The 16,301-nt window shown below is 63.5% G+C and carries 13 protein-coding genes; 7 read left to right on the top strand and 6 right to left on the bottom strand.

The genetic code is table 11. From position 1 onward, the window contains the following. Positions 1-4: 4 nt before the first annotated feature. From AEYBE204_RS39550 to AEYBE204_RS31100, 7 genes are all read left to right on the top strand, one after another. On the top strand, positions 5-664 hold the full coding sequence (locus AEYBE204_RS39550) for a DUF2291 family protein (protein WP_052019434.1): 660 nt from the start codon (positions 5-7) through the stop codon (positions 662-664). Then, the gene (locus AEYBE204_RS31125) at positions 661-2,202 is read left to right on the top strand and encodes a sugar ABC transporter ATP-binding protein (protein WP_023462461.1); all 1,542 of its coding nucleotides are present in this window, start codon (positions 661-663) and stop codon (positions 2,200-2,202) included. The genes AEYBE204_RS39550 and AEYBE204_RS31125 overlap by 4 nt, the downstream gene beginning before the upstream one ends. Beyond that, positions 2,202-3,248 (top strand): ABC transporter permease, encoded by a 1,047-nt coding sequence (locus tag AEYBE204_RS31120; RefSeq protein ID WP_023462460.1) that lies wholly within the window; start codon positions 2,202-2,204, stop codon positions 3,246-3,248. Before AEYBE204_RS31125 ends, AEYBE204_RS31120 begins: the two co-directional genes overlap by 1 nt. Further along, complete coding sequence (locus tag AEYBE204_RS31115; RefSeq protein ID WP_023462459.1) at positions 3,245-4,066, top strand: DeoR/GlpR family DNA-binding transcription regulator; 822 nt, start codon at positions 3,245-3,247, stop codon at positions 4,064-4,066. The genes AEYBE204_RS31120 and AEYBE204_RS31115 overlap by 4 nt, the downstream gene beginning before the upstream one ends. After that, a complete protein-coding gene (locus tag AEYBE204_RS31110) occupies positions 4,063-5,013 on the top strand; it encodes a D-ribose ABC transporter substrate-binding protein (protein WP_023462458.1) in 951 nt (316 codons plus the stop codon). Before AEYBE204_RS31115 ends, AEYBE204_RS31110 begins: the two co-directional genes overlap by 4 nt. A gap of 61 nt (positions 5,014-5,074) precedes the next feature. Beyond that, on the top strand, positions 5,075-6,664 hold the full coding sequence (locus AEYBE204_RS31105; protein ID WP_023462457.1) for a DUF5605 domain-containing protein: 1,590 nt from the start codon (positions 5,075-5,077) through the stop codon (positions 6,662-6,664). Between the two features lie 504 nt (positions 6,665-7,168). Then, complete coding sequence (locus AEYBE204_RS31100) at positions 7,169-7,846, top strand: hypothetical protein (protein WP_023462456.1); 678 nt, start codon at positions 7,169-7,171, stop codon at positions 7,844-7,846. A gap of 7 nt (positions 7,847-7,853) precedes the next feature. Here the strand turns inward: AEYBE204_RS31100 and AEYBE204_RS31095 are convergent, their stop codons facing one another. From AEYBE204_RS31095 to AEYBE204_RS31070, 6 genes are all read right to left on the bottom strand, one after another. After that, positions 7,854-8,585: a FadR/GntR family transcriptional regulator gene (locus AEYBE204_RS31095; RefSeq protein ID WP_023462455.1), complete on the bottom strand. Its 732-nt coding sequence runs from the start codon at positions 8,583-8,585 to the stop codon at positions 7,854-7,856. A 528-nt stretch (positions 8,586-9,113) separates the two neighbouring features. Next, entirely contained in the window at positions 9,114-10,247 is a 1,134-nt protein-coding gene (locus AEYBE204_RS31090) for an exo-alpha-sialidase (RefSeq protein ID WP_023462454.1), read from the bottom strand. After that, positions 10,244-11,524, bottom strand: a complete 1,281-nt coding sequence (locus AEYBE204_RS31085) for an MFS transporter (RefSeq protein WP_023462453.1) — start codon at positions 11,522-11,524, stop codon at positions 10,244-10,246. Before AEYBE204_RS31085 ends, AEYBE204_RS31090 begins: the two co-directional genes overlap by 4 nt. Beyond that, on the bottom strand, positions 11,521-14,262 hold the full coding sequence (locus AEYBE204_RS31080; RefSeq protein WP_023462452.1) for an alpha-L-rhamnosidase: 2,742 nt from the start codon (positions 14,260-14,262) through the stop codon (positions 11,521-11,523). The genes AEYBE204_RS31085 and AEYBE204_RS31080 overlap by 4 nt, the downstream gene beginning before the upstream one ends. Before the next feature lie 40 nt (positions 14,263-14,302). After that, complete coding sequence (locus AEYBE204_RS31075) at positions 14,303-15,235, bottom strand: dihydrodipicolinate synthase family protein (protein ID WP_035442025.1); 933 nt, start codon at positions 15,233-15,235, stop codon at positions 14,303-14,305. A gap of 59 nt (positions 15,236-15,294) precedes the next feature. Then, entirely contained in the window at positions 15,295-16,299 is a 1,005-nt protein-coding gene (locus AEYBE204_RS31070) for an alpha/beta hydrolase (protein ID WP_023462450.1), read from the bottom strand. Between the last annotated feature and the right edge of the window lie 2 nt (positions 16,300-16,301).

Below are 16,301 nucleotides of genomic sequence, written 5' to 3'. Positions count from 1 at the left end.
GGACATGCGACAGACACTCACCAACCGCCGATGGCGCGGACATCGTCATGCGTCGGCGCTTGCAGTCATGATGTGCCTGTCGGTCGCGCTGCAAGCCTGTACCGTCGTGTCGATCGAAGAGGATCGCATGGCGCGCGCCCAGCAAAGCGACAGTTTCGACGCAAAGGCCTTTGCCGAACAGGTGTGGACTGCGAAGGTACTGCCCGCCACCGACGGTCGCGCCCAGCCGGTCGACACGCTTCTGACCGCGCTCAAAACCGACGCCGCCACCGCCGAAAAAAGCTTCGGCCGTCAGGCGGGCGAAGGCTCGCCCTACACCTATGCCATCACAGGGGAAGGCATGGTCACCGCCGTCGATGCCTCAGGTCCGGCAGGCACAGCCACGGTGCGCGTGGGTGACACCGACGTACTGATCCGCACCGGTCCCTATGTGTCGGGCACCACGCTGCGCGACAGTCTCGCCTTTATCTCGTTCAACGATTTCACCAATCAGCTCGTCTATGCCGACGTGTCGAAATCCCTGAACGACAAGGCCTTGCGCGCCAATGCCGCCGCTATCGGCGCCTTGCGCGTGGGACAAAAGGTTCGCTTTACCGGCGTGTTTGCACACGCTGCCGACGCTCAGGTCCGCCTGACGCCGGTGCGTCTGGACGTCGTATCATGACCCTGCTGCGGGCCGAAACCATCGTCAAACGCTACGGCGCGACCGAGGCCCTGAAAGGCGTCGATTTCGACGTCCATGCCGGGGCGGTCAATGTCCTGATCGGGGAAAACGGCGCGGGCAAGTCGACCCTGATGAAGATTCTGGCCGGGGTCGAAACCCCGACCTCGGGCCGCCTGCTGCTCGATGGCAAAGAGGTCCGCATCGGCTCGGTCAAGGACGCCGCCGCTCACGGCATCAGCATCGTCCATCAGGAGCTGAACCTGTGCCCGAACCTCAGCGTCAGCGAAAACATTTTCCTGGGCCGACATAACGCAGGCCTGGGCAAGAGCCTGATCGACCGCCGCAGCGAGCGCGCGGAAACCGCCGCCCTGATGAAACGGCTGGAGCAGGATATCGACCCCGACACCCTCGTCGGCGACCTGCGCATCGGTCAGCAGCAGATCGTCGAGATCGCCCGCGCCTTGTCGGACAAGGCCCGCGTCCTGATACTGGACGAACCGACCAGCGCGCTCAGCCCGACCGAGGTCGAGGTGCTGTTCCGCATCATCCGCGACCTCAAGGCCGCAGGGACGGGTATCGTCTATATCTCGCACCGCCTCGAAGAACTGCTGCGCATCGGCGACCACATCACCATCCTGCGCGACGGATCGTGGCAGGCCACCGCCCCCGTCGCCGAGGTATCTATGCCGTGGATCGTCCGCCACATGCTGGGCCACGACGGTCAGACCGCCGTCGCCACCCCACGCGATAGCAGCGCCACAACCGTGCTGAGCGTGCGTGATTTGACCCTGACGCGCCCCGACGGCGGTTACAGCCTCGACCACGTCGATTTCGACATCAAGACCGGGGAAATCGTCGGCATCTACGGCCTGCTCGGCGCGGGGCGCAGCGAGCTTCTGGAGTCGCTGATCGGTGCCTGTCCGGCGCGCGGCACGGTCCGCCTCGACGGCAAGGATATGATGGGACTCAACGTCTCCTCACGCGTGGCGCGCGGCCTGTGTCTGGTTCCCGAAGACCGCAAGGCCGAGGGTCTGTTCCCCAATCTCAGCGTCGGCGGCAATCTCGGCCTGTCCAGCCTGCCGAAATTCAGCCGTCTGGGCCTGATTTCCGAAACCGCCGCCGGACGCGCCATCACCGCCATGATCGGCCTGATGGGCGTCAGGACGGCGTCGCCGGACCTGTCCATCGGTGCCCTGTCCGGCGGCAATCAGCAAAAGGTCGTCATCGGTCGCTGCCTGATGCCCGGACCGCGCGTCCTGCTGATCGACGAACCCGGTCGCGGCGTCGATATCGGCGCCCGTCACGACATTTTCGCCCGTATGCGCACCCTGGCCGAAGGCGGGATGAGCGTCGTTTTCACCACCTCCGACATGGCCGAGGCCCAGACCGGGGCCGATCGCGTGCTGGTCATGGCGCGAGGCCGTATCACCGCCGATTTGTCGCCGTCCGAAGCCACGGAGGCCGCCCTGATCGCCGCCGCCAATGGCGTTCCCGAACCTGACCCCAACCTGACCCTACCTGAAATGAGCCCCGCCTGATGAGCGCCACCACCCCAACCACCCCCGCGCCATCCGACAGCAAAGGCGGCGCGCTCAGCCTGATCCTGCAACTGCGCACCTATATCGCGCTGATCGCCGTGCTGGCCTTCTTTGCGTTCGCCGCGCCGAACTTCCTGTCGGTGGCCAGCTTCACCATCATGCTTCAGCACATCGCCATCATCGCGATTCTCGGCATAGGGATGAGCTTCGTCATCCTCACCGGCGGCATCGACCTGTCGGTGGGCTCCACCGCCGGTCTGGCCGGGATGGTGGCGGGGATGCTGATCCTCAACGGCATCGTGCTGGAGCCCCTGGGCATCGTCATCTATCCGTCGATCCCATTGGTCGTCGTGATTACACTTGGAGTCGGCGCTCTGGTCGGCCTGATCAACGGGGCGCTGATCACGCGCTTCGGTGTCGCGCCGTTTATCGCTACGCTGGGGATGCTGTACGTGGCGCGCGGCTCGGCGCTTTTGTCGTCAAACGGCACGACCTTCCCCAATCTGGTCGGCACCTCAGCCCACGGCAATACCGGTTTTCCGTTCCTCGGCGCCGGACAGTTATTAGGCGTGCCCGTGCCGATCTGGCTGATGATCGTCATCGCCGCCATCGCCATGCTCGTCGCCGGTCGCACGGCGTTCGGGCGCTACGTCTACGCCATCGGCGGTTCTGAACGCGCCGCGACTCTGGCCGGGGTGCGCGTCAATAAGGTCAAGACGCTGGTCTATATCATCTCGGGCCTGTGCGCGGCGCTGGTCGGGCTTATCATCTCATCGCAGCTGGTGTCCGCCCACCCGGCGACCGGCGAGACGCTGGAGCTGTCGGCCATTGCCGCCGTCGTTCTGGGCGGGGCGTCGCTGTCGGGCGGGCGCGGCACAATCCTCGGTACACTGATCGGTGCCTGCGTCATCGGCGTCCTCTCCGACGGCATGATCATGATGGGCGTGTCCGAGTTCTGGCAGATGGTTATTAAGGGCAGCGTGATCGTCGCCGCTGTGGTACTGGATCAGATTCAAAAACGATTCATTACCGGGGCCCGTTCATGAAAAAAAGCGATACCGCGCGCAAGATCAAGGACAAGGTCGGCATCGCCAGCACGAACCTGCTGGCCGATACGCGCCGCAAGAAGATCATGGAGTGGCTTCAGGAAGAGGGCTCGGCGCGGGTGCGCGACCTGTCGGAAGCCTTCGGCGTGTCCGAGGCCACCATGCGGCAGGACCTCGAAAAGCTGGAGGGCGAAGGCCATATCGTGCGCGAACACGGCGGGGCCTTCCTCAAATCCGTGCCGCAGCAGGTCAAGGCGCTGGCCTTGCAGCACATGGTCAATATGGACGCCAAGCGCCGCATCGGCATCGCCGCCGCCGCCCTTGTCCACGACGGCGAGACCATCATCCTCGATTCGGGCTCGACGACGACCGAGGTCGCCAACCATCTGGTCGAGCGGCAGAACCTCAATGTCATCACCAATGCGCTGAACATCGCCCTGACGCTCGGCGGTCTGCCGAGCTGTTCGGTCCACATGCCCGGCGGTCATTTCAAGCCGCCCACACTGTCGCTCAGCGGTGAGAAATCCGCCGACTATTTCAATGGCATCTACGCGGAAAAGCTGTTCCTGGCCACCGCCGCCGTCTCGTTCGAGGCCGGCCTGACCTATCCGTCCATGGCCGACCTTTACGTCAAGCGCGCCATGATCAAGGCCGCCTCGCGCGTCTATCTGGTCGCCGACTCGACCAAGATCGGCCGCACCTCGTTCTCGTCTCTGGGCGGGCTCGACACCATCCACACCCTGATCACCGATACCGGCATCCGGCCCGAAGACCGCGAGGCCTTCGAGCGGCTGGGCATAGAGGTTATTATTGCATGACGCGCTACCTGAAGTTCCTGCTGCCCGCCCTTGTGGTGATCGCCGCCCTCGCCTTCTTCGCCCTTGCGCCGAAGAGCCGCGATAATCTGGTGGTCATCATCACCCCGTCGCTCGACAATCCCTTCTTCGGCTGGGAAGCGCGCGCGGCGGAGGCGAGAGCGAAGGCACTCGGGTACAAGACGCTCACCTTCTCGCACGGCGACGACGCCTATAAGCAGAACGAGCTGATCGACACCGCCATCGCGCGCAACGCCGCGGCCATCATCCTCGACAATGCCGGGGCCGACGCCTCGGTCGCCGCCGTGCAAAAGGCGCGCAATGCCGGGATCGCCGTTGTCCTCATCGACCGTGAGATCAATGTGCGCGGCGCGGCCCACGCCCAGATCGTCTCGAACAACTATCAGGGCGCCACCGTCGGCGCCGAAAGCTTTATCACCGCGATGGGCGGCAAGGGCGCCTATGTCGAGCTGGTCGGCAAGGAGTCCGACACCAACGCCCTGATCCGCTCCAAGGGCTATCACGAGGTGCTGGACCAGTATCCCGGCATGAAGATGGTCGCCCGCCAAAGCGCCAACTGGTCGCAATCCGAAGGCTTCACCGTCATGCAGTCTCTGCTTCAGGCGCACCCCGAAATCAAGGGCGTCATCGCCGGTAACGACACGATGGCGCTGGGCGCACTCGCTGCGCTGGAAGCCGCGGGACGCACCGATGTCGTCGTGGTCGGCTTCGACGGATCGAACGACGCCCGCGACGCCATCCTGCGCGGTCGAATGACCGCCACGGTCCTGCAACCAGCCTTCCGTCAGGCGCAATATGCCGTCGAACTGGCCGACACCCACATCAGGAGCGGCAAGACCGGTCAGGTCGAGAAGCTGCTGATGGACTGCGTGCTGGTCGATGGGACCAACGCCAGACAACTCGATAATTTCGGCCTGAAAAAGGGCTGAAACGACCTTCCCTGCGCGTCATCGCGCCCCAATAAAACATAACATATATGAGGAGACGACCATGTCCTTTACCCGACGCGCCGCCTTCACCCTGCCGGTTGGTCTATATGCGACCGCGGCTTTTGCCGCGCCCAAAAAGCCGGTGACACCCGCTACGCCTGCGCTGGAACGCTGGGGCCTGCATGAGATCAGCCTGAAAGGCCCCGACACCGGCAACCCGTTCCTCGACGTCGATCTGAGCGCCGATTTTACCGATGGCGCCGAGGTCGTGCGCGTGCCGGGCTTTTACGACGGCGACGGGAACTACTGCATCCGGTTCAGCCCGCCGAAGACCGGGACCTGGCGCTGGGTGACCAGAAGCAACATCAAGGCGCTGGATGGCCAGACCGGTCAGGCCGAAGCCCTCGCGCCGTCGAAAAACAACCACGGACCGGTGAAGGTGACGCTCGACGGCTACCACTTCACCTATGCCGACGGCACGCCCTTCCGCCAGATCGGCACCACCTGCTACGCCTGGGCGCAGCAGTCGGACGCGCGCTGCGCGCAGACGATCCAGACCCTGACCGGCTCGCCCTACAATAAGCTGCGCATGTGCGTCTTCCCCAACGTCGCCGCCGAGCCTATCCACCCGTTCGTCCAGACCGGCACCGGCGACCGCGACTGGGACGGCACGCGCTTCAACCCGGCCTATTTCCGCCGCTTCGAATCGCGCGTCAAAAGCCTGCTCGATATCGGCGTCGAAGCCGACATCATCATCTTCCATCCCTACGACGAAAAGCGCGGCTTCTCCGATCAGAACCGCGTCCACGACGAGCGCTATCTGCGCTACCTGATCGCGCGGTTATCCGCGTTCAGGAATGTGTGGTGGTCGGCGGCCAACGAGTACGACGACATCAAGACCAAGTCGATGGCCGACTGGGATCATATTCTGGAACTGCTGCATTCCGAAGACCCGCACCACCGTCTGCGCTCGATCCATAATATCAAGGTGCTCTACGACAACAACAAACCGTGGATCACCCACGCCTCGGTGCAGAACGGTACAGCGGTACTCGACGACCGCACAGCGGAAACCTATCGCAGCGTGTGGAAGAAACCGGTCATCTTCGACGAGGTCTGCTACGAAGGTGACATCGCGCTGCGCTGGGGCAATCTGAGCGGTCAGGAAATGGTCATGCGCTTCTGGCATGGCCATATCGCGGGCACCTATGTCGGGCATTCTGAAACCTATACGCCGAACAAGTCGGGCGCCGACGGCTCGTGGCTCGGTAAGGGCGGAACGATGCTCGGTACCTCGACGCCGCGCCTCGCCTTCCTGAAAAAGGTGATGGAGGACGGCCCCGCCCCCGGCATCGACCCGATCGACAAGTGGTGGGAGCGCCACATCGCCGGCAAGGAGGGCCGTTATTACCTGCGCTATTTCGGCGATCAGGCCCCGGCGGAATGGGCCGTCGACCTGCCGCGCAACGGGCTGAAAGGCGGTGAACAGTTCAGGGTCGAGGTCCTCGATACCTGGAACATGACCGTCACGCCGGTCGAGGGCGTCTTCACCGTGCAGAAGAAGGACAATTATAACTTCCACGACCCGGCCCGCCCGACGATCACACTGCCTGGAAACAAGTGGATGGCCGTGCGCATCACGCGGGTTTAGTGCGGTGAGGGAGACGGGACGTTCTCCCCGGATGGCCACAGATGGTCTTTATGATCGGTCGGGTCTGTGCCGGGTGGCAAGGTCCGCAAGGTTTGAAACCACAGATTACACAGATTTCACAGATTAGACGCGCCAAGGCGCGTCATTCATGAGACACCGCACACACGGTGTTTGAGACTTATCCTCGCAAACCGCAACGAACCTAATCTGTGAAATCTGTGTAATCTGTGGTTCTCCCTCTTCCTGCCTGATGTCGTTACCAAAGGTTTTTAGCCACAGATAAGGCACGGATGCCGCGCAAGCGCGGCGAACACGTCCTTTGTGGGGCATCGGTAGCGCCTGTGACTCGGATATCCGTGGCCAATCTCTTATCTGGCGCTACGCGCGCTCAAGCTCCCACTTATCCGCCCTCACCATCACCCGCACCATCTGTGTGCATCTGTGGCCATCTGTGGAAAACCTTGAACTTACCCTCCCACAAACGCCGCAGCGTAACATGAAGCGATGGACGATCATGGCTTCAACCCGGACGACGACGCCCGCGCACTGAGACAGCGCCGCGCGGAGCTGCGCGAATTTGCGGCCGAAATCGCCGAGGCCATCGAAGACATCGACCTGCCGGAAACCTATCTCGATGGCGAGCGCGCCGTCCGCATGATCCGGGTTGCCGACGTCGTGCTGATGCGCGTCACCCGCCCCGATCAGCGCGACACCATCCGTCCGGCACGTCAGCGCCTGCGCGATCAGGCCGACCTGATCGTTCAGGCCGTTCGCGCCCTGCCCAAACCCACCGATTTCCTCGAAGGCGAACGCGCGGGGCGGTTTATTCTGGCCACCGAGCGGCTGTGGACGCAGCTTTACGCCCCGCCCAAGTCGCTGACCTCGGCCCAACTCGATGAAATCGAGCGCGAAATCGAGGCTGAAAAGCCGAAAGACAGCTACCGCCAGCGGCTTCTCGAAAAACTGTTGTCGATGAAATACAAGCGCGACGCCTTCAAAGGCCACTTTGATGACGGCTCGCCCTTTGACCGCAACCGGCCGGTCACCGTGCCCGATCTGGCTGTGATTGAAACCGCCGAGGCCACGGGGTTCTGGCCCGACGGCGCGCCTTATGATCCGGACAGGCCCTACGACAATCCCGCCGCCAAACGCCCGCCCCGGATACCCTTCAACAGCAGCTGACCCGGTTTTAGCTGATGGATTGCGGACGACGCTTGCGCCACGACGATTCGATATGGTCGCGCATGGCGCGCGCTGCCCCGTCGGGATCGCGGGCCACGATGGCGTCATAGACCTTCTGATGCGCCTCGTGCGTGTCGCGGATATGATCGAGGGTCAGCTTGCCCGCATAGGCGAAATTGCTGAGCGCGCGACCCTGAATCCCGTTGATGATCGCCTCGCTCAGACGGTCGCCGGAAATGCGCATGATCATGTGGTGCAGCACCACGTCCTCGACGACATAGGTCACCGGCTCGGACACCAGCCCGCCGAGCTTCGCCATCTGGACCTTCAGTTCGGCCAGGTCGGCGTCGCTGGCCTTGCGCGCCACCTTGGCCGCCATCGACGCTTCGAGGGCGACGCGGATTTCGACCAGATTGTCGAGATAGCCCAGGCCGTCCTCGCGCTGGAACAGGGCCCCCAGCACCATCGGATCGAGCAGGTTCCAGTGCGTCTGGGCCTGCACGATGGTGCCGCGGCCCTGCTGCGACACGACCAGCCCCTTTTCCGTAAGAGCCGTCGTCGCTTCGCGCACCACGGTGCGGCTGACTTCGAACATGTCGCAGAGGATGTTTTCCGGAGGCAAGGCCGATCCCGCCGCATAGACTTCGGTAACGATGGCCGTCACCAGGTCTTCCACCACCGCCACGGCGAGACGCGGTCGCCGACGCGTCTGACGAGCAGAAAAATCGTTTGCGGCCAAAGCGGTATCCCTCGGAGCGATTCACACAGGGCGTGAGACTTAGCATAGCTAAGAGCTCAGCCATAGCCGTTAGAGCGATATGTCGAAACGAAGTTCGGCGAAGCCATTAGGCGAAGCCAAAAGTGTAAGCGGTTTTCGACGATAATATCGCGACAAAACAAAAATCAGATCGGAATGACGATTCTATCGAAGTCATTCCGATCTGGATTATGTCACACAAATCCCTGCCGCCAAATGATGAAAAAAAACGGAGGGCGACGGATCGCCCTCCGGTAAAAAGGATCATCTATCGACCCGTGGCACCCTACAGCCATAGCCCTGAAGATCCATGCGGCCAAAACCGGAATTTCCGCGCGCAAGGGACAGGGGCCGCCAGCACCGCCTCACGTCCTTTCAGGAGAGGGATGAGGTCCGGAAAGGACCTGAGGAACACTGACGACATCGATACCGAAATTCATAATATAACACCGGCTTACATACAATAAAATATAATATGTAATATGATTATCGATGAAATTTCGGTACGTCTCAGACCAGCTTTTTCGGATCGATGACGACGTGGCGGATACGGCGGCGGCCTACGGTGTAGGTGATGTGCAGCAGGCCATCGGAGGACTGGATCACCGCCGGATAGGCGTAGCCCGACACCAGCGGCTTGTCCTCCAGCGTCAGGACATTGCGCCAGTGGATGCCGTCGTCCGACAGGGCGATATTGAGCGGCCAGCGGTCGCCCTTGCCCGGCTCGTCCGGACGGTGGCCGGAATGGTTATAGACCAGCAGTTGCCGCCCGTCCTTCAGCGTCACGGCGTCAGTGCCCGAATTGGGATTGGGCAGGTCGATAGCGGCGATGCTGCTCCAGGTCAGGCCGTTGTCCTTCGACCACGTCATCCCCAACGCGCCCTGTCGCGTCCGGGCGATGGCCTCAAGCCGCCCGTCCTTGTGGAACAGGACGCTGGGCTGAATGGCTTCGATCGAGACTTTCGACCGCACGGGCGCGGTCTTCGTCCAGCTCTGCCCCTTGTCGGTCGAGCGCTCGAAATGCAGCCGCCAGCTGACATTGGTCGAACCGTCCATGCCCTCGCCGCCTTCGGTGCTCGACGGCGACAGCCACGACCCGTCGGACAGGACCACAGGCTTGTTCTTGATGGGGCCCAGAATACCGTCCGGCAGGCGGCGCGGCTTGGTCCATGTCTTGCCGTCATCAGAGGAACTGATCACCATGCCCCACCATTTTTGCGGACTGGGGCCTATCTTGTAGAACAGGTGCAGGTCGCCGGTCGGATCCTGAAACAGGACCGGGTTCCACGTCGGCAACCGCGTCCCGTCGCCCTGAACGCCATTGGCGACCTCGACTCCGGGCGACCATGTGCCGTTTTGCAGGCGCGCCAGCCAGATGCCGACGTCCGGATTGCGTTCCTTGGTGCCGCCGAACCACGCCGCGAGGATCGTCTTCGCCCGCGTCTCGACGAGGGTCGAGGCGTGCGGCTCGATATAGGGCGCGCTGTCGTAGGTGTTGACCCGGCTGAGGATCGCGCCGCCGGATTTGACCGGCTCAGGCGCGAACTTCTCGGCGTCGGCTTGCTGGGTTTGCGCGCGCAGCGGCAATGGAAGGATCGCCGCCAACGCCCCGGCAGCAACGGATTTCAGAAACAGGCGTCTCATGTGAAGGTCTCCACGGACAGATCAGAATCGGGCGCAATCGGTTTGCGCACCACGAACAGATAGACCAGCGCCGACAGGCTGGCCGCCGCGGCACCCACCAGAAGCGCGGGCACGAAGCTGCCGGTCGTCTGCACGATATAGCCGGTGACGATAGGGGCCAGCGCCCCGCCGATAAAGCCGCCGAAGTTCTGCAAGCCGCCCAATGAGGCGACCTGGGTCGGCGGCGCGACGGCGGAGACCAGCGCCCACGAGCCGACGCTGGCGACATTGGCGAGGAAGATGACGGCGGAGATACAGGCCAGCGCCAGCGTGTTGCTCTGAACCAGCGCGGCGGGGACGGTGAAGGCTGCCATGCCGAACATCGCCCCGATGGCCAGATATTTACGCCCCTTGACCGTCGAGCCTGTAAGCTTGACCAGCCGGTCGGATAATCCGCCCGCCACCAGACAACCGATAAAGCCGAAGAAGAAAGGTACGAAAGCGGCAAACCCGGACCGGATGGTGTCCATGCCGCGTTCCATCTGGAGGTAGTTGGGCAGCCAGCTCAGATACAGCCAGTTGAGATAGACCGAGCCAAAGAAACCGAAAATCATGCCCCAGGTCGTCGCATGTCTGAACAGCGCCCCCCACGCCTTGATCCCGCCGGAAGCTTTCTTTTCTTCGGCGGCAAGGCTGATCTTGGCGCGATCTTCGTCCGACAGCTTCACGTCTTCCGGATTGCGATAGGCCGCCCACCACAAAGCCGCGACGAACAGCCCGGCGACGCCCAGCACGACGAACACGGCGCGCCAGCCCCACAGCACCAGAAACACGCTGAGCAAGGGCGGCGCTATGGCCGTCCCCAGCGGGGAGGCCGAATTGAACACCCCCGTCGGGAAGCCGCGCTTTTCCGGCGGAAACCAGTCGCTGACCACCCGCGCCGCCGTCGGATATTGCGGCGACTCCCCTACCCCCAGCAGGATGCGCGCGCCAAGGAAGGTGGCAAAGCTGGTGACCAGCCCGCACAAAGCCTGCGCAATCGACCAGAAGGCCACCCCCAGCGTCAGGAACAGGCGTGGCCTATACCGGTCGATCAGCCCGCCGACCGGCAATTGCGCGATCGCATAGCTCCACGAAAAGGCCGACAGCAGAAGCCCCATTTCGATCGGCGACAGGCCCATCTCTTCGCGAATGGCGGCATTGGTGACCGACAGGGCGCTGCGGTCGAGATAGTTGAGCGCGCCGGTAATCACCAGCAGCACCAGCGACAGGCGTTGAACCGAGGTCAGGGATCTCATGCGACCGCTCCTGTAAAACGATAGTGACCGGAGCCGACAAACCGGGCGGCCTTCGCCCCCGGCACGACGATGCGGGCCTTCGCCCCCGGCGGGATATCGACCTCCATATTGATGGTCTTGCCCTCGCGTTTCCAGCGGCTGCGCACCTCGCCGAAGACGGTCGTGTGCGCCACATCGGCGGCGGTCAGAGTGCCGACCGGCTTCGGCGCAACGGTAATGACGCGGCCTTCGGCATCGGCGAAATCGACGTGGATGCCGCCGATCCCGCCATAGAGCCAGCCTTCGCCGTGCCCCAGCATGAAGTGGTTGAGCGACTTGGTCGGGTCGGCGTTCCATGCCTCGGTCAGCGCCGTCGCCCCCTTGGCCAGCTGGTAGCCGTAGCTAGGCCGGTCGGTGACCGACAGCATGTCGAACAGCACGTCGTCGCGGCCGTACATCATCAGGGCCCGCACGACGTAATGGAAGCCGACATCGCCCGCGGTGACGCCATTGCCGCTGGCGCGCACGGCCTTGACCAGCGCCGCCAGCACACGTTGTTCCTGCCCCGCAGGCACGATGCCGAGGGCCAGCGGCATGGCATTGGCCGTCTGGCTGTCGCGGTCGTAACTGCCGGTATCGGGTTTGAAGAAGCGGGCATTGAAGGCGTCGCGCACCGCGGCGTGGCGGCGCGTGGCATCGGCAATTTCAGTGGCGGGACGCTTCAGCACCATCGCCACCTTGCTCAAGGTCTCGAGCACCTGAATATAGGTCGCCGTGCCGCTCAACGCGCGGTGGGTCAGGCGCGACGGACCCAGCTTGCCGTCGGGCGCCATGTCGTACCAGTCGCCGAGCCCGAAATCGACGATATGCCCGTCGGCGCGGGAGGCGAGATAATCGGCATAGCGCCGCATGGCCGGATAGCCGTCCGCCAGCACCTGAGGATCGCCGTATTGCCGATAAGCCGCCCACGTCGCCAGCGCCACCGCACCGCCCCATTCCGGCGAATTGCGCGCGTCCTGATCGCTGCCGTCGGGGTTCAGGAACTGCATATATTCCGGTGCGATGCCTGGCACCATGCCGTCGGTTTTCTGCGTGTCGTTGATATCGTGAACCATCTTCTCGTACATCGTCACCGCGTCACGGTTATAGAACACCGTCAGGGCATTGAGGTGGTTCTGCTCCAGCCAGCCGAGCTTTTCGCGGTGCGGACAGTCAGTCAGGACGCTATAGGCATTGCTCAGCACGGCCCGTTCGATCAGGCGATGGATGCGCCCGAACAGTGGGTCGCTGCATGCGAAACGTCCCGTCTGCGGCAGATCGGTGTAGCAGAACTGACCGGCGACCGAGACGATTTCCGCCTGCCCGGCACTGACCTTGCCTTTCGGTGCCGCGCCTTCGATCTGGAGATAACGAAAGCCGTGGTAGTTGAAGCGCGGCACGAAGCGTTCCTCGCCGCGTCCGGCCAACGTGTAATTATACTCCACCCAGCCTTTTTCCGGCCCCGCATTGAAACTGCGCTGCCAGACCATGCCGTCCTCGCCCGGCGTCTCGAAAGGCCGGATACGCACCGTCGCGCCTGCCGGTCCGCGCACCACCACGTCCGGTCGCCCAGCAAAGTTCTGCCCCAGATCGTAGACGAAGACACCGGGTTTCGGCTCTGTGATGGCGACGGTCTCGAAGCGCTGATGCTGACGCACCTGCGGGATCGGCTGGGCGCGCAGCCTGCCCTTGGGCGCAGGCACTTCCAGCGCCGCCCGCCAGCCGTCGGTCGTGGTGTCCGCCAGCGTATCCCAGTCGGGGCGTTCGCGCCGCGCATCGACATCTTCACCGCCGAAGATCGACGAAAACAGGATCGGCCCCTCGCTGACCTGCCAGGTTTTGTCGCTGACGATGCGTTTCACCGACCCGTCGGCCATGAACAGGCTGAGGTGCAGGCTGAATTTCGGCTTGCCGTAGCTGTGGCTGAACTTGGTCTTGCGACCCTTGACGCGTTCGGCATTGTACATGCCGTTGCCGAGCCACACCCCCAGCCGGTTGCCGCCGGTATTCACCAGCTTCGTCACGTCGTAGGTGGTGTAATAGATGGTGCGGTCGTATTCGGTCCAGCCGGGATTGAGCAGGCTGTCGGTCACCGGCTTGCCGTTGACGGTCAACTCGAAATGCCCCAGCCCGGTCACCGATACCACGGCGCGCGCGACCTTTCCGGCGTCGAAGTCGGTACGGAAAATCGGCAGAACGGTTTCTTCCGGCGGGGTCAGGACCATGTTCATGCCGCGGACATGCGTTCCGGGTACAGGGTCGGTCTTGGCGGCGATCCATTGGCCCTGCCATTCGGAGGGATCGATAACCCCCGTCACAAATTGCGCGGCCTCGCTCCATTGGCCGTCGGTGACCACCGCCCAGTAATAGGGCGTGTGCGACGCCAGCTTGAGCGGCGTTTTCGGCTGCGTGTCCAGGCGCCCCTTTTGCAGGCCGCTGTCCCACACATCGCCCTGACGGCGGTTCACCGCCGCTTCGCTCGACGCGACGATCACGCGCGATATCCCCGGCATCACATCGCGCGCCCCTTCGGGGGCCACGATCTCCCAGCGAAAGCGCGGGCGGCGGGTATCGATGCCGCGCGGCGCCGTCAGCCATTCGATGCGCAGATTGACGGGCCTGACCGATGCGGCGGCCCACGCGCCGGACGGCAGGCTGGCCGCCCCGGCCAGCGCCGAGGCCGCACCCAAGGCCATACGACGGCTGATGCCCTTCGCCATGTTTCGTCTCCTGTTTCACACCGGGCCTTTTGGCCTCTGATTAGGCGGCAACGGTCAGTTGCCGGACCGCCGCCCGCGCCGTCTCGATCGACGCTTCGATATTATCAAGCACGTCTTCGACCGCCCAGCAACGCGCATGGAGGTCGAAATCATCCCCCAGGGCCCGCGTATGGATAGACCCGAACGTCCCCAGTCGCTGATGGTAGCGCTTGGCCAGCGCCGGATAGCCGAACATCTCGCACAACGAGCCCACCGCCAGCACCGGGGCGACCTGCGCCGCGACCTCAGGATGGCGCTCGCCCTGCGTCAGCAACCACTTGTACAGGTCCGGTGCGAAATTGGCGAAGATGCCGCAAAAACCGCGCGCCCCGGCGGTCATGGCATCGAAGGCAATCGCCGCATTGGCGTTGCTGATGGCCAGCCGCGAGCCCCTGGCCAAAGCCAGACGGCGTTTGACCACCGACAGATCGCACGACACGTCTTTCAGAATGACAAAGCGATCCATATCCAAACAGTGCTGCAATTCAGCATCTGTCAACAAACGCCGCTGCGGGCGGGGACACTCGTACAGACCCAGATCGATATCCTGCGGCAAGGCCTGAACCAGACGGTCCAGTTGCGGCAGAAACGCCTGCTCATCCATTCTATTCGTAATCAAGACCACCGCATCGGCCCCGCTGTCGGCTGCGGCGCGCAGATCGGCCTTTTGCGCGGCTTCATCCTCGCTGACGTGGCCCGAGACCAGCACCTGCACCCGGCCGCGGACGGTTTCGACCACAAACCGGCCCAGTTCGCGCCGCTCCTGTGGCGACAGGAAAAACATCTCGCTGGACAGGCAGACGGCGAACAGAGCGTCGGCACCGCCCGCGATATACCACTCGATCAGACGGCTCAGGCCTTCGTAATCGATACGGTTGTCGGCGGTGAACGGCGTCAGCATGACGGGAACAATACCGTTGACGGGGCCTGTCATTCTGTCCTCCCACCCTCTATGCCGCCCTGCCTATCATTATTCATATGACATCACAACACTTAGCTGGCCAAGCCCTGTTTGCGGGCGAACCCCATGAACAGATCGGGCCACGCCGCGCACGGCGACCCGACGGTCTTGCGGATGCCGAATCCATGCCCGCCTTCGGTAAACAGGTGCAGAGCGACCGGCACCTTATGGGCTTTCAGAGCCGCCCGGTATTCGATGGCATTTTCCGGCGGCACAGCGGCATCGTCTTCGGCGTGAACCAGGAAGCACGGCGGCGAGGCAGCGGTGACATTGCGCGCCGGGGTCAGCAGAGCCTCCATTTCCGGTGTCGGATTATCGCCGATCAGGTTCTTGCGCGATCCCATATGGGTCACGCCCGGCGTCATGGTCTGCACCGGATAGATCGGCGCCGACAGGAAAGGCCGCGCCGACAGGGCGTCGGCGGCGTCGACGGCCTCGTAGGTCCTGGTATCGAAGCGCGCATTGAGGTCGCAGCACAGATGGCCGCCCGCCGAAAACCCCATATGGGCCACGCGCGCCGGATCGATACCGAAGTCCGCCGCCTTGTGCCGGATCAGACGCACCGCGCGCTGAGCATCGGCCAGAGGCGCGTTGTAGCCCTCGGTCCAACCATCGGCCGGCAGTCGGTAGAACAGAACGAAGCAGGTGAAGCCCAGTTTCGCAAAATGCCCGGCGATTTCATAACCTTCGCGATCGACCACCACCCAGCTATAGCCGCCGCCCGGCGTGATCAGAAGCGCCGCGCCGTTCGGTTTGGCCGGACGAAAGACCGCCATGCGCGGCTGGCTGATGCCAAGGGTAAAGCGGTCGTGAATGGCCGGGTCCTTGCTGCGTTCGGTCGTCTTTTCCTGCGGCAGGACATTCGGCGCACCGGGCGCGCCCTTCGGCCACAGGTCGATGGTTCCCGACGGTTCCGGCCAGCTTTCGACCAGAGGCCCGGCGTTGGGAGCGGGGGTCTGAGCGCGCGCCGAGGTGGCCAGAACGGCGGCCAAAGTCCCGGCGATCACGTCGCGGCGATGCGGTTTGAAATCGGTCATAT

The sequence above is a fragment of the Asticcacaulis sp. YBE204 genome (genome assembly GCF_000495855.1).
In the GTDB taxonomy this organism is placed as follows: Bacteria; Pseudomonadota; Alphaproteobacteria; order Caulobacterales; family Caulobacteraceae; genus Asticcacaulis.
The sequence above is the reverse complement of the archived record's forward strand: the minus strand, read 5'-3'. Positions and strand labels throughout refer to the sequence as shown.